Below are 19764 nucleotides of genomic sequence, written 5' to 3'. Positions count from 1 at the left end.
CTCAGCCCCTGCCGTAGTCGTCGTGGTGGCGCCACCACGGGCCGCCGGCCTCGTTGCGCCCCTTGGGCGCACGGTCGAGCCAGGGGAACATGCCCCAGATGCCGTCCACGCCGCGCGCATAGGTGGAGTAGGTATGGTAGACGACGCCATCCTCCAGCGCGAAGGCGCTCAGGCCCGGCCTGTCGCGTGCATAGGTCGGCACGTCGGTTCCGGACATGGCCGCGAACTCGGCGACAGGCCCGGTGGTCGGCAGCGCGTCCATCACGAAGCCGCCGCGCCGATAATTGTAGTCGATCGCTCCCGCCCGCTGCGCCTCCTCCGAGAACGAGACGTTGAAGTCGTAATTGAACTCGCCGCCGGCCGACGAGGCCCAGGGAAACGTCCAGCCCATTCGCTGCCTGAAGGCCTGCAGCTTGGCGAGTGGCGCCCGCGACACCGCCGTCAGCGTGACGTCATGGTTCGCCAGATGGACGACGATGCCGTTGAACCCGTCCGCGATCGCCGAGAGCCGCATCCAGAAGATCGACCCGGAGACCGGCCAGGTGCTCGCCACGATCCCGGCGCCCGGAGGCGGCGGCGATTCGGGGCTGACCTGGGCCGAGGGGACGCTCTGGGTGGGCCAGTACCAGGACCGGAAGATTCACCAGATCGACCCCGAGACGGGAGCGATCCTGCGCACCATCGAGTCCAACCGCTTCGTCACCGGGGTGACCTGGAGCGATGGCGAGCTTGGCACGGCACCTGGGAAGGCGATGAGAGCGATCTCAGGCGCGTCGATCCGCGAACGGGCGAGGTTTTGGAGCGGCTCGACATGCCCGCAGGCGTCTTCGTGTCCGGCCTCGAAGCCGACGGCGGCGAGCGGTTCTATTGCGGCGGCGGAAACAGCGGCAAGGTGAGAGCGGTGCGCCGGCCAAGGTGACGCTGCGCCGTGCGCCAGGGCTCCAATGCGCACCAACACCTGTTCGACGCGTCGCCAGGTCCTGTGAGTAGGACGCCCATGCGCCAATTTGTCGTGCACACGGGACTCTGCGGCCATAGCCTCGAAATCGCCGCCCATATCGGCGCAAATGCATATTGGACGCTACGGTGCGCACCCGAGAAAGATTTGGACCTATGACGCAAACACTTCCCGCCGACCTTGGCCCGAGCGCGGCTCAAACGGATGAAGCTGCCGAAGTCCGCGCCTTGTTCGAACGCCAGGTGCGAGCCGAGAATGCACACGACCTCGCCGGAATCGACGCCGTCCTCGCCCCCGACACGCCAGCCTACGCAGGCTCTGTCATGTTTGTGGCTCGCGCCGGGCAGTTTTTCGGGCGAGAAGCCGTGCTGCAGCGCTTCGAGAACAATTTCAGGGGCACCTGGCAGTTCGAACCGGAGATTGCAGAGTGCCGCATCACACGGCTCGGGCCGGACACAATGCACCTCTACGTGCCCACGCGGATCACGATTGGCGCCCCCGGCCAAGCGGCACGGACGCTGAGGTTCCTAATAAATCAGATCGCCGTCCGCACGACTCAAGGGTGGCGCTTCACCACCATCATCCCGGTCCCCGCCGAATAGGTCGTCAACGACAGCTTCGGCGCAGCCCTACCTGGAACATCCTTCGCCTACACGCCTCACTCCCACTCGATTGTTCGGGTGTGCTTTAAGCTACTGTTTTCATTTATGAAAATACCTGTCTCCGAAATGTGTCCGCTGCAAGGCCGCCATAATCTACGCTTTTGATTTCATTGAATAATTTGCCCAATCTGGGGCGGCTCATCTATCACCTACTATCGCATTTTCGATACACTGCCACGCCCTCCCGCAGAGCGGTTCATTCTCAGAAAAGTACCGTCAGCGAGGCACCTCATTCGTGGAAGGCCTTTATACGGTCGCACAAACTCGGCCGCTGTACCTGTCCGCTTGTCCTTCGACGTCGAGGCCGACGCGCCGCAAGAGAATCTCGGCACCTTGCTCGAGCTGACCGGGCGGTACCGCGCCGAGTTCCAGACGCCGAGTGGAAGCCTGAGCTGTCCGCGGCGCCGACCGTCGCCTAGGTATCGCCGGGGCGTCACGCCGCAACCGGGCGCGGCGTGCCGTCCTCGTCGGTGGCTTCTGGCTCCAGCGAGATCGGTGCGGTCATGGGATCGATGACCTCGAAGGGGCGTTCCACCTTCACTGGAGGCGCCCTGGCCAAGATGCGCAGCCCGGCGACGCCCGCGAGCAGAGCAGCCGCCGCCGCCATGAAATACAGCAGCCCGTCGATATCCAGCCGTGCCATGACGCCGGCTCCGACGATCGGCCCCAGCGCCGACCCCAAGCCACTGACGAGGATCAACCTGCCGCTGACGGCGACGACGCGATCGGCCGGCATGCGGTCGAGCGCGTGGGCGACGCAGACCGGATAGAGCGTCGACATGAAGCCGCCGAGCAACGCAGCCACCGGCAGGACGGCGGCGAGGCGCCGCGGCAGCAGCACCAGCAGGATGGCGGCAGCCGAGAATCCGAGCGCGAGCCCGGCCAGAACGACCCGCCGGTCGACGCGGTCCGACAGGCGGCCGACCGGGACCTGCAGCGCGAGCCCGCCCAATACCGCGACGAGCATGAACAGCGCGATGGTCTCCTGTGCGACGTGATTGCTCAGCATCCAGGCCGGCACGAGCGCGTAGAAGGCGCTGCTGATCATTCCGCTGATGACGCAGCCGACCACCGCGACGGGCGCCTGCCGGGTGAGGTCGCCATAGCGTAGCGTCGAGGCCTCCGGCGTGACCGCGGGTGGTTCGGCCCGCGTCGTGCTCACCATCACCAGGGCAAGCGCGAAGAGGGCAACGATGATGTTGAAGGGCGTCGACGACTGGATGGCGAGCTTGCCGATCAGCAGTTGCCCGGCGGCCAGCGCCAGAAACGTGCCGACCATGTAGATCGCGAAGACCCGGCCGCGCTGGTCGGCTTGCGCCTTGGCGTTCAACCAGCTCTCGGTGGTGATGAACAGGCCGACGCACCCCATGCCGATGACGGCCCGGCACAGGATCCAGGCGATCGGCGAAGCGAAAAGCGGCATCACCGCGGTCGCGATCACCACCATGCCGGCGAACGCCGTGTAGGCGCGGATGTGGCCGACGCGCTGGATCACCTGCCCGCTGCTCACCGCGCCTATGGTGAAGCCGATGAAATAGGCGCTGAGCACGATACCTGTCAGCGTCGCGCCGAAGTCCTCTACGGTGAGCCGCAGCGACAGGAAGGTGTTGAAGAAGCCGTTGGCGAGCTGAACGAGGCCCGTGGCAGCGATGAGCGTTCCGATCTGCACGAGCATTCGTTGCAGTCCCCGGATAATGCCAGCCGAAAGAACGCCTACCGTTGAAATGTGGACTGAGTGCGTCCCGGCAGCGGCGGTCCCTCCGTTCCCTGCTCAAGCGGCAAGGGTGTTCTTGTAGATTTTGCCGTCCTTCATGATGACCTTCAGATTCTTGTCCGGGTCCGCGATCAACCCGATTGTCTCGAGCGGATTGCCGTCGACCAGGAGGACATCCGCGAAGGCGCCCTTTTCGATGACCCCGAGCCGGCCCGGATAGGGATTGCGGAGATTCGACAGGGCCAGCAGTTCGGCATTCGTCGACGTGGCCATCTGCAGGATTTCGGCATTGCCATACCAGCGCGCCAGGTGCGTCAGCATCGTTCCCTGCCGGGCGGTCACGGCCGGAGAGAACAGCATGTCGGACCCCCAGGCCGTCTTGAGCTTGTATTTGCGCGCCAGTTCGTAGGCGGTGTGCGTCCCGGCGATCACCTGCAGCAGCCTTTCCCCGCTCGGGCCGGTCAGCGGCACGGCATCCTCGGTGCTCAGGAAGGGCTGGATGCTCAGCCAGACGCCCTTGTCGGCCATCAGCTTCGCCGTCTCCTCGTCCATCAGATGCGCATGCTCGATGCAGGCGGCGCCGGCGGCGATGGCGCGCTGGATCGTATTCGGCGCATAGGCGTGCACCGTCACATAGGTGTTCCAGTCCTTCGCCACGGCGACGGCGGCGCGAAGATCGGTCTCGCTGAAGGTGGACATGTCGAGCGGGCTGCGCGGCGAGGACACGCCGCCCCCACCAACGATCTTGAGCTGGGAAGCGCCCTGCATCAGCTGCTCGCGCGTGCGCATCTGCACCTCGCCGACACTGTCGGCGATCATGGCGCCGCCCAGCGTCTCGACTGAGCTGAGCCGATCGGAGGTACGCGGCAGGTCGGTCAGCTGGCGCAGGTCGCCATGGCCGCCGGTGGTGGTGATCATCGGCCCGGACGGATAGATGCGCGGCCCAGCGATCACCCCGTCGTCGATCGCCCGCTTGAAGGAGTAGACGGGGCCGCCCAGGTCGCGGATCGTCGTGAAGCCGCGCAGCAAGGTGCGCTCGGCCTCGGCCGTGGCGACGGCGAAGATATAGCCGGGATCCGCCGCCATCAGGATTGCCAGGGGCACGGCGGCAAACAGCGCGTGCCAATGCGCATCGATCAGGCCCGGCATCAGCACGCGGCCGCCGCAATCGATCGTGCGGGCGTCGGCAGGCGGCGGGCTGTTGGTCGTATCGACGGCGGCGATCCTGCTGCCCTCGACCAGCACCTGGATTCCGGTGCGAAGCGCGTCGGCCTTGCCGTCGAAGAGACGGAGGTTCCGGAACAGGACCGGGCCGGACGAGACCGCAGGAGCCGCGAGCACGGGCCTGGGCTGCCCCGCCGCGACCAGCGCCGCCCCCAGGCCAGCCAGGAAGCCGCGGCGCGAGAAATCGGTCAGGCGCTCCGAGACCCTGCGCATTTGCGGATTGTGGCAGATGCAGCCGCCGCTGCGGATAAGATGCTGGTATTTCGCTCCGACCCTGATCATCACCGCGCTCCCAAGGCTACAATCGATAGGTTCAAGGCGAGGCGCCGCAGGCCGCATGGACCAATGCGATCCGCCGGTGTCTCGCGCCCACGTGTTTCGGTCCTGCGCCCCGCGGCTTTCGCGCGGACGAGGCAGCCGGGAACCGGACCTTTCTCTAGAGGCCACACGACGTAGCCAGCGTTCGATCGCCGAGTTCAGCCAAAGAGGCTGCGCTCCGGCAATGGCAGGTCAATGACGGCCTCGCTCAACAATCAAAGCGAACCCGCCGGCCGAATTCATCGCGTCCGACGCAAGTACGGGTCCGCGATGTCGCCGAGCCGACGAGCGCGCCGCCGGCACCACCGATCGCTGCACCGGCCAGGGCGCCGCCGGGCCGGCCCGTCACGGCGCCGCCAATGATCGCGCCGGCTCCGGCGCCGATCAGCGCGCCACCGGCCGTGCGCTCTTCGTGCGCAGTGCAAGCAGCAAGTGTTGTGGAGAACGCCGCAATGATGAGAATTTTCTTCATGATCTACCCTCGGCCTCTGGTGGAAGTACTGCTGTGACGCCCCTGGCCTTCGCTAGAAGCGCCAGATGAGCGGCACGATGAAAACCGCGACGACGAAAAACCAGATCAGCAACGGCAGCCCGAGCTTCCAGTAATCGCTGAACGTGTAGCCGCCCGGCCCCATCACCATCAGGTTCGTCGGCGTGGCGATCGGCGTGAGAAAGGCCCCCGCAGCGGCGACGGCGGTGCTCATCAGCACCGGGCGCGGCGAGATGCCCATGCTCGCGGCCGCCGCGACGCCGATCGGGATGACGATGAGTGCAGTCGCCGTATTGCTGATCAGTTGGCCCATGACAGCGGTCAGCACGAACAGGCCGGCAAGCAGTGCAAACGGGCCGGCATCGCCGACCATGTAGACGAGGCGCTCGGCCATCAGCTTCGCCGCCCCGGTCTCGACCATCGCGGTGGAGAGCGGCATCATGGCGCCGACGAGGATAACCGTGGTCCAGCTGATGGCACGGTAGGACTGCTCGACGCTCATGATCCCGGACAGGATAATCGCGCCGGCGGCGAGCAGCCCGGCGACCGCCGGAGGCACGATGCCGGTCGCAAGCAGCAGCACCATCGCGATCAGGATGATGACGGCCTGCCTGGCGCCCGGCCCCATCGGCACGGCCTGGCGGCGCACCATCTCCGGCGAGCTCACGACCAGCACGTCGGGATCGTCGAGATGGATGTCGAGGGCCTTCCAGGTGCCTTGCAATAGCATCGTATCGCCGGCCTGAAGCACGATGCCGCCGGAATCCTTGGGTGCGGTCGCCGCGGCGATCTCCGCCCCGGCGCGCTGCACGGCCAGCACGATCAGGTCGCCGCTCTCGGTGACCATGCCCGGGAAGACGCTCTGGCCGATCAGGCCCGAGCGCGGCGGGATGACGACTTCGGCAAGGCCTGAGCGCTGGTTGAACAGCGTCTCCGCGCCCTCGCCCTGCTTCGCCTCCTCGCGGAAGGCGAGATGCAGCTTGGCCGCGAGTGCCGCGGCCGCGTCGGCGTCGCCCCGCACCAGCAGGTGATCGCCCTCGGCCACGAGAGATCGCCGCAGCGGACCCGCCGTGTCGGCCTCCTGAATGGCGACGAGTTGCAGCCCGGGAAAGGTGGAAAGGTCGATCGTGGCCGGCGCGACGCCGACATAAGGCGAGCTCGCGCGCACGCGCATCTGGTAGATGCCGCTGGCGAGCCCGTACTGCTCGACCAGGGTCTTGGCATGGCGGCTGAAATCGGCGGGCATGGTCGCGCCGTTGCGCTCCGGCAGCAGACGTTGCCCGAACAGGATGATGATCGCCATCGTGCCGGCGAGCAGCGGCACGCCGATCAGCGTGAACTCGAAGAAGCCGAAGCCGCCGAAACCGGCATCGCTCGCCGCCTCCGAGACCAGGACATTCACCGGCGTCCCCGTCAAAGCCAGCATCGAACCGGCATGGGCGGAGAAGACCAGCGGCATCAGCAATTGCGAGGAGTTTCGCTTCAGCCGGACTGCAATGACCACAACCACCGGCAGCAAGGCAGCAACGGCGCCGTTGAGGCTGATCAGCGCGGTCAGCAGCGAGACCAGAAGCATCGTCAGAAGGAGCAGGCGCGTCCGGCTTTCCTCGCCCGCCCCCCTGATCAGCAACTGTCCCGCCCAGGCCGTGACGCCGGTGATCTCGAGCCCGGAACTGACGACGAAGAGCGACGCGATGAAGATGACCGCGGGATCACCGAGGCCGCCGAGCGCCTGCGGCAGGGTCAGGACACCCGTCGCCCATAGCGACAACGCCGTCAGCATGGCGACGATGACCACCGGGATCCTGTTCCAGATGAACAGGACGACCGCGACGGCGATGATCGTGCCGGTATAGGCTATCGGGCTCAATCGCTCAGCTCCCTAACTGTCCAGCCGGCCCGTCGGCACGCCCCGAGGCGCAGAGCGCCGACGCGAGGGAGTGCCGGCGAGCCGCATCCGACAAGGCCTCAATCGTCCAGCGTCGCCATCAGGATGCCGAGACGGCAGCCTTTCTCGTATTCGTCGAGCTTCACGAATTCCTTGATGGTGTGGATCTCGGCCTGGCCGGCGCCAATGGTGATCGTGGGCACGCCGTGCTTGTCGAGCCAGTTGGCATCGAGCCCGCCATTGGAGAACAGCAGCGTCGGCTCGATGCCGAGGAGCTTGAGCGCCTTGGTGGCGCGCTGGACGACGGGGGTGTCCTTGCCCAGTTCGAACGGCGGATAGGCCGGCTGCCGGCGGAAGGTCACCTCGGCGGTGTCGCCCTCATGGTCCTTGACCGCAGCCTTCGCCTTGGCGAAGGCGGCCTCATAGCCATCGACGATCTTGCCCGCGAAGGTCAGCTCGGGGCTGCGCGCCTCGCCCTTGATGAAGGCGTAATCGGTGACGACGTTGGTCGCGTCGCCGGCCGCGACCGTGCCGCCCTTGCCGCCGAAGATGCCGACATTGCTGGTGCCGCGGCCATCGGGTTTGACGACCTTGCCGAACCAGCCGGCGTTGTGCGCCTCGGACAGGCCGATCGCCCCGACCAGCGTGGCCGAGATGCCCTTTTCGGGCGCCACGCCGGCATGGGACGCCCGACCCTTGATCTCGACCTCCCAGTTCTCCTGGCCGACCGCGCCGATGATCAGCTCGGAGGCGAGCTGGCCGTCGACGTTGATGCACATGACCGCGCCGCCAAGCTCCGCCGGCTTCAGCTCGCGGGCGCCGTGCAGGCCGCTTTCCTCGCGGACGGTGAAGAGCAGGGTGATCGGCGGATGGGGCAGCTTGTGCTTGATCAGCGTCTCGGCGAGTACCACCAGCAGCGCGACGCCGGTGCGGGCATCGCCGCCGAGCGCGGTCGTGCCGTCGGAGACGATACGGTCGCCCTCGCGCCTGGGCTTGGCGCCGGCGCAGAGCGGCACCGTGTCGAGATGGGTCGAGAACAGCAGGCGCGGACCGGGCTTGGTGCCGGGCAGGTCGACGATGAGGTTGCCGGTCTGCGTCGGCACCGGAATGCGCGTGTTGGCGTCGTCGAAGCGGATCGCCGAGGCCGGCACGCCGATCTTCTTCAGCGCATCGCTGACCGCGGCGGCGATATTGGCCTCCTGCCCGGTCACGCCCTCCACCGAGAGGAAGTTCATCAGGTGGTCGATCGCGGCATCGACATCGAGAGGGACGGAGGAACTGCTCATGATATCCATCCGATCAAGTGAGGGTTGCGTCGTTTCGGATCACGCGATCGGCCGTCACAGCCCCCAGGGCAGGCCGAGCATCTTCCAGACGGCGAAGAGGGCCGTCCACAGCACGAAAATCCACACGACATAGGGCAGCATCAGCGAGACGATCGTGCCCACGCCGGCGGACTTGTCGTATTTCTGGGCGAAGCCGACGACGAGCGCGAAATAGGCGTTGAGCGGGGTGATCGCGTTCATCGGCGAGTCGCCGACGCGGTAGGCCGCCAGCACGGCTTCAGGCTCGACGCCGAGCTTCATCAGCAGCGGCACGAAGACGGGCGCGAAGATCGCCCATTTGGCGATCGCGCCGGTCAGCAACAGGTCGATGATCGCCACGACGACGATGAAGCCGAGCAGCAGCGGCAGGGCGCCGATATTCGCCGATTGCAGCACGCCGGACAGGCTCAGCGCCATCACCGTGCCCATGTTGGTATAGGTGAAATAGGCGACGAACTGGCTCAGGACGAAGAACAGGAAGATCGTGCCGCCGAGGTTCTTGATCGACTTCTCGATCGCCGCGATCACCTCCGGCAGCGTCTTCAGCGTGCCGGCGCCGATGCCGTAGGTCCAGCCGGTCGTCAGGAACATCAGCATGATGAGGGCGATGAGCCCGTTCATGAAGGGCGAGTTGCCGATCAGCTCGCCCGTGGTCGGGTTGCGCAGCGGCGCCCCCGACGGCAGCGTCAGCAGGCAGAAGACCGCGATCAGCGCGAGCAGGCCGAAGCCGGCGAAGCGCAGTCCGCGGGACTCCTGCTCGGACAGCGTCGCGCCCTGCTCCGTCGTGGTGCCTTCGGCGGCGAGGGCCGGGTTGTATGTTCCTAGGCGCGGCGCGATCACCTTGTCGGTGATGAAGGCGATGAGGACGGTCAGGAACACCACCGACGCGCAGGAGAACCAGACGTTCGAGGCCAGGCCGATCGAGCGGTTGGGATCGACCAGATGGGCGGCGTCGTTGGTGAACTCGACGAGGACCGCATCGAGCGGCTTGATCAGCATGTTGACCGTGAAGGCACCGGCGACCGCCGCGAAGCCGAGCGCCAGGCCCGCGAGCGGATGGCGCCCGACTGCGAGATAGGCGATGCCGGCGAGCGGGATCAGGACCAGATAGCCGGCATCCGCCGCGATGCTGGCGATGATGCCGACGAAGGACAGGATGTAGGTCAGTGCCCAGCCCGGCGAGACGATGACGAGTTTTCGGATCAGCGCCGTCACCAGGCCGGATTCCTCGGCCACGCCGGCGCCGATCATTGCGACGATCATCAGCCCGACCGCGGTGAAGCCCATGAAGTTCGGGATCAGCGACGAATACATGAAGCGGATGCCGTCGATGTTCAGCAGGCTGCGTATCGCCGTGCTCGCCGTCTCGACCTGATGCGTCTCCGCGTTGATGCGCTCGAAGGTAACCGCCGCTCCGAACAGGCTGAGCACCGCCGACAGCACGATGACGATGCCGATGAGGATCAGGAAGATGACCACCGGGTGGGGAACCATGTTCCCCACCTTCTCGACGGCATCGAGGAACTTCTGCATCGTGGTCTTTGGCGCGACGCTCTCGATTGTCATCGTCTTCCCCCGTGCCGAAGGTTTCCGTGCCCCCGAAGGGGATGATGCAGCTGGCATAGCCGCCGGGCAGCGGCCCCGGATCTTCAGTCCGGGACCTTAGTTCTCCGCACGGATTGGGCATCGGCACAGAATCCCAAAACTTGGGCCGCCTGTCCCAAAGTTACCGTACGTATTGCCGCTACCGGACAGGTTCTTTATTCTGACGCCGATCGGAAGCCTCGATCTCATGCGGCGGATGGAGCGGGTCGACGTGAGACCAACGACCGGCAAAGGGCACGGCGGCGCGGCCGATCGCTGCTCGCTCACCAAGCTGCCCCGCGTTGTCGAGCCCGCGCCCCGAGGCTGGCCCTCGCGATGCCGCCCCCGGCATGGGCCGGTTGCGAGCATCATGCTGGCGCTCGCCCTCGCGAGTTGCGCATCCGCGCCGAGAGGAATGCTCGTGCCGGTCGCGCCCGTTCCTGGAACCGACCGCGTCAACATGCTCGCCGCGACCACGCGCGCGCCCTCCGACGAAACCGGTGTTCTCTATAGTGGCGACCGCGGCGACGGTGTCTCGTTCAGCAACATCGTCGTCTCCATTCCCGGGCAGCGCGAGATCGGCACCATCCAGCTGCCGCGCAGCGTGCCGGGCAATCCAGCCACGGATTTTGTCGTCACGTCCGCGAATCCTGTCGCCAAGGCGGAGCTCGCGAGCTGGTTCCGGATGACGGGCGGGCGACAGCGGCGCGTCTTCGTCTTCGTGCACGGGTTCAACACCCCATTCGACCGGGCGGTCTTTCGCTTCGCCCAACTGACGCACGATGCCGACGCCGAGGCTTCACCCGTCCTGTTCTCATGGCCCTCTCGGGGCCATCTGCTTGATTACAGCCGCGATTTCGACAATGCGTCGTATTCGCGCTCGGACCTTGCCTACCTTCTGAAGACGGCCGCGAGCAGCCCATCCGTTGGCGAGATCATCATCCTGGCCCATTCCATGGGAAGCTGGCCGGCGGTGGAGGCCATCCGGCAGCTGGCGCTGGAACGCGGCGGCGTGCCCCGGAAAATCAGCAACCTGGTCCTTGCCTCGCCCGATCTCGATGTCGGCGTGTTCAGGCGGCAGGTCGAGGACATGGGGCCGCAGCGTCCGCGGATCACGCTGTTCGTCTCGCAGAACGACCGGGCACTGCAGCTCTCCCGCTTCATCTCGCGGGGTGCGACGCGTCTCGGCGGAATCGACCTGACGCGCGATGAGTACCAGCAGCAGTTGGCAGGCCTATCAGGTATAACCGTGCTCGATCTCAGCGCCATCAACGCCGGCGACCGCATCAACCACGACCTCTATGCGGCCAGCCCCCAAGCGGTCCGCCTCATCGGCGACAGGCTGCTGCAGGGGCAGGTCATCACCGACTCGGACACGTCCGGCCCATTGCTGGCAGTTGATGCATTCGGTTCCGCAGCAACCTTGCTCGTCACCGCGCCGATACGGGTATTCGACGCCGCGTCGCCACGCCGATAAGAGCCGGATTGCCGTAGGGGATCAGTCACTTCCGCCAGCTTAGAAAATTTCAGCGGTTTATTGCTTGCCAATGTTAGCGCAGGGCGCGACACTTTCTTCAGCACATGTAGGAAATCAACCTTTTCGCGGATGACCTCGGCTCTAAGCTGCATCAACGTCAGTGGAAGGAGGATGTCGTGCGGGCCATCTCTTTTACCAGTCCGGAGGCATCGACCGACGCTGCTTTTGCTCGACGGTTCTCGACGAAGGACTTGCGCCCCGAAGACCAGTTCGATGCATGGCGCTCCCTGCTGGCCGAGACGATCGACCTGCTGCCGACGCCGGAAGCCGCGGAGACATTCGAGGCCGAATTTTCCTGCTGGACGTTCGGGGACGTCGTCTTCACGAGAACGCTCTACGCCAACGCGCCCGCGCGCCGTTGGCGGCACCGGCAGAGGTCCTTCCTCGACCATTGGTGCGTCGTGCTCGCGCATTCCCGTTCCGACCGCCAGGACTCGCTACCCTTGGCGAACGCGCGCCAGGGCAGTCTCAGCTTCCGCTCGCTGGCCCTGCCATTCGAGGGGCAGGCCGAGGATACGGAAGTGCTGACACTGTTCCTGCCACGGGATTTCTGCCGGGATGAGCTCGAGGAATTCGAGCGGGCGCATGACCTCGACATCGATCCCGAGTTAGGGGCTCTGCTGGCGGGCTACATGGACAATCTCGCCCGGCAGCTGCCGCATATACCGCCGGACCATGCGCACGGCCTGGCCGCCGCGACCCGCTCGCTCGTCGCAGCCTGCATCGCGCCGCGCGCGGAGCGCTCCGAAGCTGCGGAAGCTCCCCTCGCCTCGCTTCTGATCGATCGGGCCCGCCTCGTCGTCCGGCAGAACATGGCCGCCCCCGAATTCGGCCCCGAGCAGCTGGCCCGGCTGATGGCGATGTCCCGCTCCAAACTCTACCGGTTCTTCGAGAGCACCGGCGGCGTCGCCCATTTCATCAATCGCGAAAGGCTGCGCGAGGCTCATCGCCGGCTCAACTCGCCTCGCGACGCCCTCTCGATACACGTCATCGGCAACGAAGTGGGCTTCATCGATCACTCGACGTTCAGCCGGGCATTCCGGCGCGAATTCGGCTACAGCCCGACCGAGGCGCGCGAGCGGAGCCTCGCCAGGCTGCCTACGCAACCGCTTGGCCTCCACGACGCAACACCGGACATCGCGCCCAGTTCGTCAGCGGCACGAGGCAGCGAAGATGGCCGCACCGGCCCTCAATCATTCGCAGCCCCGCCGGCCAGCCGGCAAGGCTGAGGCATCCGGCATGAACCGGGCTACCGGGCGCCTCTCCTTTCTCTATGCGGCGCTATTCTTCGAACTCGGCGTCAATCTGCCGTTCTTCCCGCTCTGGCTGCGTTCGCAATCGCTTGGCGACGAGGCGATCGGGATCGTGCTCGCCGCGCCTCTGCTGATCCGCATTGTTGCCAACCCGGTCGTCGGCGCCCTTGCCGACCGGCATGGGCGCATGTCCGCCGCACTGGTCGTGTGCTCGGGCGCCGTCGTCATCGGAACTGCCCTGCTCGCATTTGCCCGCGGCTTCCTGCCGATCCTGCTCCTGGTGGTCGCGATTGCGCTCGCTCAAGGACCGCTGATCGCCCTGACCGATGCCGTGACCTTGCGCAGCCTGAACGGGTTGCGTTCCGCCGAGCTCCGTTATGGACGCATCCGCCTTTGGGGTTCGGCAGGCTTCGCCCTGGCCAGTCTCTCTGCGGGCTGGCTGCTCGACTGGCTTCCGGCATCCTCCATCATCGGAATGCTGCTGCTCTCGGCGCTGGCAACCGCGCTCGCTGCGATCGTCGTGGCGCGGATGCGCATGCCAGAGGCGCCAGCCGTTTCCGGGGAAACGACCGTGGGGCGTGGGCGGCCGCATCTGCTGGTCCTGACCATCGCCGGCGCAGCGCTCGTTCAGGCGAGCCATGCCGCCGTCTATGGCTTCAGCACGCTGCATTGGCAGAGCCTCGGCATTTCGGGCGGAACCATGGGCAGCCTCTGGGCAGCGGGCATCGTCTCCGAGATCACCGTCTTCAGCTTACTGGGACATGTCGTGCGCGGCCCAGCCGGCGCCGCCGCTCTGCTCGCCATCAGCGGAGTGGTTGCCACGTTGCGCTGGGCTGGGATGGCCGCGGATCCCGATATCGCCTTCGTCGTCCTTCTCCAGCTGATGCACGGCCTGACTTTCGGGGCGACGCATCTGAGCAGCGTCTTCCTACTCGCCAAATTCGCTCCGCGCGGGATGCTGGCCCAGGCTCAGGCCTGGCTGGCTGCCGGCTGGGCCGGGGCGATGGCGGCCCTGACCGCGCTTGCCGGCTATCTGTACGGCTCGTGGGGCGAGCACATCTATGGCCTGATGGCCGCTGCCGCGGGCGTCGGCGTCCTGCTCCTGATCCCCGTCGCGGCCAACCTCAGACGCGACGATCTCCTCCCGCTCGCCGTCGCTGCGGAGGTGGAGCCACCGCTCGGAAAATTGGGATGACCAGCGCAGAATTGGGATTCTGAGCTAATCCGCGTGTCCCGCGCTGTTGATAGCGTCCATTGCGCCATCCGAAGAGATTGGTGCGACGGATCTCGCTTTGCGTCCGAGATTCCACGGCCTCCGCCTTACGGTTGCCTGAGGAAAAGCATGATGAATCCGGAAGGCTTGCGGGAGAAACCATGTCGCGGCAGCGGGCTGACCGGCGCAACAAGTCCGCAATCGACGTCGGCCCGACCCACGGGGACGCAGGCATGAGCGCGCCTCGCACGGCCAGTTTCGCGCAATACCGGAATGCCGTGGCGCTCGCGGCCATCGTCGTCTCTGTCGCAGCCTGCAACCGAGACGACGCCATGGCTCCGCCACCTGTCCGGATGGTGCGCACCATCACGGTCGAGCCTCCGCGGGAAGCGGCCGATGTCAGCTTCACCGGGCATATCGAAGCGCAGGACCAGGCTTCGCTGGCCTTCCGCGTCAGTGGACGGCTGGCGGAGCGGACGGTCGGCGTCGGCACGAGCGTGCGCGAGGGCGACGTCGTCGCCCGCCTCGATCCGGAAAACGAACTCAACGAGTTGCGCTCGGCACGGGCCGCTCTCGTCAGCGCCCAAGGCCTGTTGCGGACAGCGGAGAACCAGTTGCAGCGCCAGAGCCACCTGCTTGAGCGCAATGTGACGACGCGGGCGGATTTCGAGGCCGCCGAGCAGGGGCGCACCGCGGCGCAGGCGCAGGTCGACGCAGCGCAGGCGCGCGTGCGGTCAGCGGAAGACGTGGTCGGCTTCACGACTTTGAAGGCCGACGCGCCGGGTCTGGTCACCCGCGTCGGCGCCGAGCCGGGCGAAGTCGTCGCGGCCGGCCGCATGATCGTGCAACTCGCCAGGCGCGAGGGGCGCGATGCCGTCTTCGAAGTGCCGGCCGATGCGGTCCGCACGCTGCCGCCCGACGCACGCGTGCATGTCGCGCTCTCCAGCGATCCGAGCGTGACGGTCAACGGTCGTGTGCGCGAGGTCGCGCCGCAGGCCGACCCGGTGACGCGGACGTTCCGGGTCAGGGTTGGCCTGTCCGAGCCGCCGCAATCGTTCCGCCTCGGCACGGCGGTCTCGGGCGCGATCCGAGGCAGCGAATCCTCCGGGACCGCCATCCCGGCGACGGCCCTGACACGGCGCGGGCAGGACACAGGCGTCTGGATCGTCGATCCCAAGAGCCTCACCGTCTCAATGCGGAAGCTCGACGTGCTCAGCGCCGACCCTGCCGAGGCCCTCATCCAGAAGGGCCTCGCACTTGGCGACATTGTCGTCACCGCCGGCGCCAGCCTTCTGAAGGAAGGCCAGCACGTCCGGCTGGCCGGGACGGAGCCGCGATGAGCTTCAACCTCTCGGAATGGGCGCTCAAGACCCGCTCGGTCGTGATCTACCTGATGATCATCGCGGTGGCAGCCGGCGTGCTCGCCTTCGTCCGGCTCGGCCGCAACGAAGACCCGTCCTTCGTCATCAAGTCGATGGTGGTCTCCGCGGCCTGGCCGGGGGCGACCATGGAGGACACGCTGACACAGGTCACCGAGCGGCTCGAACGCCAGCTCGAGGAGACGCCCGGCCTGGACACCGTCCGCAGCTACACGACGCCCGGCGTGACTACGATTTTCGTCAACCTGAAGGAGTCGATCCCAGCGCGCAACGTGCAGGACACCTGGTACAGGGTCCGCAATCTCGTCGCCGACATGCGGCATACCTTGCCGGCGGGCACGCTCGGCCCGTTCTTCAACGACCGGTTCGGCGACACCTTTGGAATCATCTATGGCTTTACCGCCGACGGCTTCACCAGCCGCGAGCTGCGGGACCATGTCGAGGCGGCCCGTTCGCGCCTGCTGCTCGTACCCGACGTTTCGAAGATCGAGATCATCGGCGCGCAGGACGAACGCATCTTCGTCGAGTTCTCGGTCAGGGAGCTCGCCAATCTCGGCATCGACCGCAATGCGCTGCTCGGCGCCCTGCAGAGCCAGAACGTCGTGCGGCCCGCCGGCATCATCCAGACGCAGGACGAGAAGCTCTCGCTGCGCGTCTCCGGCGCCTTCCAATCCGAGGCGGACCTTCTCAGCGTCAACTTCCCGGTCGGCGACCGCATGGTCCGCCTCGCCGACATTGCCACGGTGCGCCGCGGCCAGGCCGACCCGCCGCAACCGATGTTCCGGGTCAACGGCCAGGACGCGATCGGGCTGGGCATCGCGATGCGCGACGGCGGCGACATCCTGGCGCTCGGCCGGAACATCACCGAGGTCATGGCGGGGATCACCGCCAACCTGCCGCTCGGCATCGAGCCCTGGCTCGTCGCCGACCAGGCCGTGACGGTGGACCACGCCATCGCCGACTTCATGACCTCGCTCTGGCAATCGGTCGGGATCATCCTGGTCGTGAGCTTCATCAGCCTGGGCGTGCGCCCTGGACTCGTCGTCGCCCTGTCGATTCCGCTGACGCTCGCCATCGTCTTCGCCGGGATGCTGGTCAGCGGCATCGACATGCAGCGCATCTCGCTCGGCGCCCTGATCATCGCGCTCGCGCTGCTGGTCGACGACGCCATGACCACGACCGACGCGATGGTGACGCGCCTGGCGGCCGGCGAGGAAAAGACCAAGGCGGCGACCTACGCCTTCCAGAAATACGCCATGGCGATGGCGGCCGGGACCTTGGTGACCATAGCCGGCTTCGTCCCGATCGGCTTCGCGGCGAGCGGCGCCGGGGAGTACACGTTTACGCTCTTCGCCGTCGTCAGCATCGCCCTGGTCGTATCCTGGTTCGTGGCCGTGATCTTCGCGCCCGTGCTCGGCGTCGCAATGCTGAAGGCCCCGGATGCGGCATCGGCCGGCTCCGGACCCGGGCGGGTCGAACGGACCTTCAGGAACCTGCTCTCGCGTGCGATCAGGCTACGCTGGATCACGATCGCGGTAACGCTGGCACTGTTCGCGGCCTCCGTGCTGGCGCTACCGCTGGTGCCGCGGCAGTTCTTCCCGGCCTCCGACCGGCCCGAACTGCTCGTCGACCTCACGCTGCCGCAAAACGCCTCGATCTACGCCAGCGAGCAGCTCGCGACCCGCTTCGACGCGGCGCTGAAAGGCAATCCCGATGTCGAGCGCTGGAGCACCTATGTCGGCCGCGGCGCCATTCGCTTCTACCTGCCGTTGAATGCGCAGCTGCCCAACGACTTCTTCAGCCAAGCGGTGATCGTCGCCAAGGACGTTGCGGCGCGCGAGCGGCTGAAGACCAAGCTGGAAGCGCTTCTGGCCAACCAGTTTCCGAACGTCGTCGCACGTGTCTACCCGCTCGAACTCGGGCCGCCCGTCGGCTGGCCGGTGCAATATCGCGTCACCGGGCCTGATATCGCCGAAGTCCGGTCGATCGCGATGAAGCTCGCCCAGGTCGTCGCGGCGAATCCCAAGGCCGAGCAGGTCAATTTCGACTGGATCGAGCCGTCACGCGAACTGCGCCTGCGCGTCGACCAGGACGAGGCGCGCCGCCTCGGCCTGAGCTCGCAGGCGCTGGCGACGACCCTGAACGCGGTCGTCTCCGGCACGGTCGTGACGCAGGTGCGCGACGACATCTACCTCGTCGACGTCGTCGTGCGCGCCCAGGATGCCGACCGCGTCTCGCTGGAGACGCTGCGGACGATGCAGGTCGCCCTGCCCGGCGGCCGCTCGGTGCCGCTGTCGCAGTTCGTCACCTTCAGCTACGGGCTCGACGCACCGCTGATCTGGCGGCGCGACCGAGTGCCGAACCTGACCGTCGCCGCCGACGTCAAGCCCGGAACATTGCCGGAGACCGTCGTCACCGCGCTGCAGCCCGCCATCGACGAATTGAGGAAAACGCTGCCGCCGGCCTATGGCATCGCTGTGGGCGGAACCGTCGAGGAAAGCGCCAAGTCGCAGGCTTCGGTCATCGCGGTCGTGCCGGTGATGCTCCTGATCATGTTCACCGTGCTGATGGCGGAGTTGCGCAGCTTCAGGCTGCTCGCCATCGTGCTCAGCATTGCGCCGCTCGGCCTGATCGGCGTGGTCGGAGCGCTGCTCCTCTCCGGCAAGCCGCTCGGCTTCGTCGCGCTGCTCGGCATCCTCGCCCTGATCGGCATCATCACCAAGAACGCGGTGATCCTGGTCGGTCAGATCGAGGCCGAGCGGGCCACCGGCAAGGGCGTCGTCGAGGCGGCGCTCGATGCCGCCGGCACGCGCTTCCGGCCGATCATGCTGACGGCGGTCTCGACGGTGCTCGGCATGATCCCGATCGCGCCGACCGTGTTCTGGGGACCTATGGCCCTCGCCATCATGGGCGGCCTCCTCGTCGCGACAGTCCTCACCCTCGTCCTGCTGCCTGTTCTCTACGTTACCGTCTTCGGTCGCGGCTCGTCTGCACCGAAGACGGCGGGAGCCCCGGCCAAAGCCGCCATGGGAGTTTCTGCACGATGACGCACCTTTCAGAGACGCGGTTCCGGCCGGCCTGCATGGGCCTCGTTCGCAGCGTGGCCGCCACGGCGCTGGTCCTGGCCCTGGCCGCCTGCCAGAACGAGCAAGCCGCCACGACTGAGGGACGGCCAGTTCGCGTCGTGACGGTCGAGGCCGGCAAGCTCGCCAACGACGTCCAGCTGAGCGGCGAGATCCAGGCCGAGAAGAATGTCGGGCTCGCCTTCCGCATCGGCGGGCGCGTCACGGAGCGGTCGGTCAATGTCGGGGACAGCGTCAAGACGGGGCAGGTGATCGCCCGCCTCGCCCCGACGCTCGAGCAGAACGCGCTGACCGCCGCCAGGGCCGCGCTCGAAGCGGCCCGCGGCGAGGTCGACACCGCGCGCGGCACCTTCGCGCGCCAGGAAGGGCTGATGGCGCAGGGCTTCACCACCCGGCCCCGCTTCGACCAGGCGCTCAAGGCGCAGGAGGTGGCGCAGGCCCAGCTCGAGAATGCCGAGGCGCAGGTCGAGCTGGCACAGGATCGGCTCGGCTTCACCGACTTGCGCGCCGGTGTCGCTGGCGTCGTGACCACCCGCAATGTCGAGCCCGGCGAAGTCGTGCAGCCCGGGCAAATCGTGGTCCAGCTGGCGCGCGAAGACGGCCGCGACGCGGTCTTCAACGTGCCCGCGCGGCTGCTGGAGACGCAGGCCGGAGACAGCACCATCCGGGTCGCACTCGCCGACGCCCCCACTGTCACCGCGCTCGGCCGGGTCCGCGAGGTCGCGCCGCAGGCGGACCCCGTCACCCGGACCTTCCAGGTCAGGGTCGGCCTGCAGGACCCTCCGGAAGCCATGCGGCTCGGGTCGACCGTGGTCGGGACGCTGGAGCTGACCTCCGACTCGGTCGTCTCGATCCCTGCCAGCGCCCTGGCTCAGCAGGGCCTCTCGCCCGCCGTCTGGGTGGTCGATCCAGCGAAATCGACCGTCTCGCTGCGCAATGTCGATGTGCTGCGCTTCGATCCCGGCCAGGTCATCGTCTCGCAAGGACTGGAGCCCGGCGAGATCATCGTCTCGGGCGGCATCCAGGCCCTGCATCTCGGTCAGCGCGTGCGGCAGCTCCCGCCAGCGCCGGAGGTTGACCGCAATGCTGCCGCGCTGCCGCAACCGGGACACCCGGCCATGTCCCCCTCGTAATCG

The 19764-nt window shown here is 67.0% G+C and carries 13 protein-coding genes and 2 pseudogenes; 8 read left to right on the top strand and 7 right to left on the bottom strand.

Annotation, left to right across the window (positions count from 1 at the left end):
* Nucleotide 1: 1 nt before the first annotated feature.
* Nucleotides 2-505, bottom strand: a pseudogene (locus tag DWF00_RS02920) (DUF899 family protein); the annotation flags it as partial.
* Here DWF00_RS02920 and DWF00_RS02915 point away from each other — a divergent pair.
* A pseudogene (locus DWF00_RS02915) lies at nt 498-919 on the top strand (glutaminyl-peptide cyclotransferase); the annotation flags it as partial. The pseudogenes DWF00_RS02920 and DWF00_RS02915 overlap by 8 nt on opposite strands.
* A gap of 194 nt (nt 920-1113) precedes the next feature.
* Nucleotides 1114-1560 (top strand): YybH family protein, encoded by a 447-nt coding sequence (locus DWF00_RS02910; RefSeq protein ID WP_114829922.1) that lies wholly within the window; start codon nt 1114-1116, stop codon nt 1558-1560.
* Between the two features lie 493 nt (nt 1561-2053).
* Here DWF00_RS02910 and DWF00_RS02905 read toward each other — a convergent pair whose 3' ends face one another.
* The 6 genes from DWF00_RS02905 to DWF00_RS02880 form a co-directional block, all read right to left on the bottom strand.
* Nucleotides 2054-3295, bottom strand: coding sequence for an MFS transporter (locus tag DWF00_RS02905; RefSeq protein WP_114829921.1), 1242 nt, complete (start codon nt 3293-3295; stop codon nt 2054-2056).
* 96 nt (nt 3296-3391) lie between these two features.
* On the bottom strand, nt 3392-4840 hold the full coding sequence (locus DWF00_RS02900) for a metal-dependent hydrolase family protein (RefSeq protein WP_114829920.1): 1449 nt from the start codon (nt 4838-4840) through the stop codon (nt 3392-3394).
* A 244-nt stretch (nt 4841-5084) separates the two neighbouring features.
* Nucleotides 5085-5348: a glycine zipper domain-containing protein gene (locus tag DWF00_RS02895; RefSeq protein ID WP_245973727.1), complete on the bottom strand. Its 264-nt coding sequence runs from the start codon at nt 5346-5348 to the stop codon at nt 5085-5087.
* Nucleotides 5349-5400: 52 nt separating this feature from the next.
* Nucleotides 5401-7236 carry an SLC13 family permease gene (locus DWF00_RS02890; RefSeq protein ID WP_114829918.1) on the bottom strand — a complete coding sequence of 612 codons (1836 nt, stop codon included), beginning with the start codon at nt 7234-7236 and terminating at the stop codon, nt 5401-5403.
* A gap of 98 nt (nt 7237-7334) precedes the next feature.
* A complete protein-coding gene (locus DWF00_RS02885; RefSeq protein ID WP_425453046.1) occupies nt 7335-8540 on the bottom strand; it encodes a M20/M25/M40 family metallo-hydrolase in 1206 nt (401 codons plus the stop codon).
* A 54-nt stretch (nt 8541-8594) separates the two neighbouring features.
* The gene (locus DWF00_RS02880) at nt 8595-10145 is read right to left on the bottom strand and encodes an AbgT family transporter (protein WP_114829916.1); all 1551 of its coding nucleotides are present in this window, start codon (nt 10143-10145) and stop codon (nt 8595-8597) included.
* Between the two features lie 388 nt (nt 10146-10533).
* Here DWF00_RS02880 and DWF00_RS02875 point away from each other — a divergent pair, with 388 nt between their 5' ends.
* The 6 genes from DWF00_RS02875 (at nt 10534) to DWF00_RS02850 (ending at nt 19761) form a co-directional block, all read left to right on the top strand.
* Nucleotides 10534-11640, top strand: a complete 1107-nt coding sequence (locus tag DWF00_RS02875; protein WP_114829915.1) for an alpha/beta hydrolase — start codon at nt 10534-10536, stop codon at nt 11638-11640.
* A gap of 176 nt (nt 11641-11816) precedes the next feature.
* Complete coding sequence (locus DWF00_RS02870) at nt 11817-12929, top strand: helix-turn-helix domain-containing protein (protein WP_114829914.1); 1113 nt, start codon at nt 11817-11819, stop codon at nt 12927-12929.
* Nucleotides 12874-14148 carry an MFS transporter gene (locus DWF00_RS02865; protein WP_114829913.1) on the top strand — a complete coding sequence of 425 codons (1275 nt, stop codon included), beginning with the start codon at nt 12874-12876 and terminating at the stop codon, nt 14146-14148. The genes DWF00_RS02870 and DWF00_RS02865 overlap by 56 nt, the downstream gene beginning before the upstream one ends.
* Before the next feature lie 251 nt (nt 14149-14399).
* Nucleotides 14400-15506, top strand: coding sequence for an efflux RND transporter periplasmic adaptor subunit (locus DWF00_RS02860; RefSeq protein ID WP_210207898.1), 1107 nt, complete (start codon nt 14400-14402; stop codon nt 15504-15506).
* Nucleotides 15503-18592: an efflux RND transporter permease subunit gene (locus DWF00_RS02855; protein ID WP_114829912.1), complete on the top strand. Its 3090-nt coding sequence runs from the start codon at nt 15503-15505 to the stop codon at nt 18590-18592. The genes DWF00_RS02860 and DWF00_RS02855 overlap by 4 nt, the downstream gene beginning before the upstream one ends.
* Nucleotides 18589-19761 carry an efflux RND transporter periplasmic adaptor subunit gene (locus tag DWF00_RS02850; RefSeq protein WP_245973726.1) on the top strand — a complete coding sequence of 391 codons (1173 nt, stop codon included), beginning with the start codon at nt 18589-18591 and terminating at the stop codon, nt 19759-19761. The genes DWF00_RS02855 and DWF00_RS02850 overlap by 4 nt, the downstream gene beginning before the upstream one ends.
* Nucleotides 19762-19764 lie beyond the last annotated feature (3 nt).

The sequence above is a fragment of the Allobosea caraganae genome, assembly GCF_003351345.1.
In the GTDB taxonomy this organism is placed as follows: domain Bacteria; phylum Pseudomonadota; class Alphaproteobacteria; order Rhizobiales; family Beijerinckiaceae; genus Allobosea; species Allobosea caraganae.
The sequence above is the reverse complement of the archived record's forward strand: the minus strand, read 5'-3'. Positions and strand labels throughout refer to the sequence as shown.

Excerpts from the sequence above, each read along its gene's own strand:
- DWF00_RS02910 (WP_114829922.1), top strand. The coding sequence starts at position 1,114 with ATGACGCAAACACTTCCCGCCGACCTTGGCCCGAGCGCGGCTCAAACG.
- DWF00_RS02905 (WP_114829921.1), bottom strand. The coding sequence starts at position 3,295 with ATGCTCGTGCAGATCGGAACGCTCATCGCTGCCACGGGCCTCGTTCAG.
- DWF00_RS02900 (WP_114829920.1), bottom strand. The coding sequence starts at position 4,840 with ATGATCAGGGTCGGAGCGAAATACCAGCATCTTATCCGCAGCGGCGGC.
- DWF00_RS02895 (WP_245973727.1), bottom strand. The coding sequence starts at position 5,348 with ATGAAGAAAATTCTCATCATTGCGGCGTTCTCCACAACACTTGCTGCT.
- DWF00_RS02885 (WP_425453046.1), bottom strand. The coding sequence starts at position 8,540 with ATGAGCAGTTCCTCCGTCCCTCTCGATGTCGATGCCGCGATCGACCAC.
- DWF00_RS02880 (WP_114829916.1), bottom strand. The coding sequence starts at position 10,145 with ATGACAATCGAGAGCGTCGCGCCAAAGACCACGATGCAGAAGTTCCTC.
- DWF00_RS02875 (WP_114829915.1), top strand. The coding sequence starts at position 10,534 with ATGCTGGCGCTCGCCCTCGCGAGTTGCGCATCCGCGCCGAGAGGAATG.
- DWF00_RS02865 (WP_114829913.1), top strand. The coding sequence starts at position 12,874 with ATGGCCGCACCGGCCCTCAATCATTCGCAGCCCCGCCGGCCAGCCGGC.
- DWF00_RS02860 (WP_210207898.1), top strand. The coding sequence starts at position 14,400 with ATGAGCGCGCCTCGCACGGCCAGTTTCGCGCAATACCGGAATGCCGTG.
- DWF00_RS02855 (WP_114829912.1), top strand. The coding sequence starts at position 15,503 with ATGAGCTTCAACCTCTCGGAATGGGCGCTCAAGACCCGCTCGGTCGTG.
- DWF00_RS02850 (WP_245973726.1), top strand. The coding sequence starts at position 18,589 with ATGACGCACCTTTCAGAGACGCGGTTCCGGCCGGCCTGCATGGGCCTC.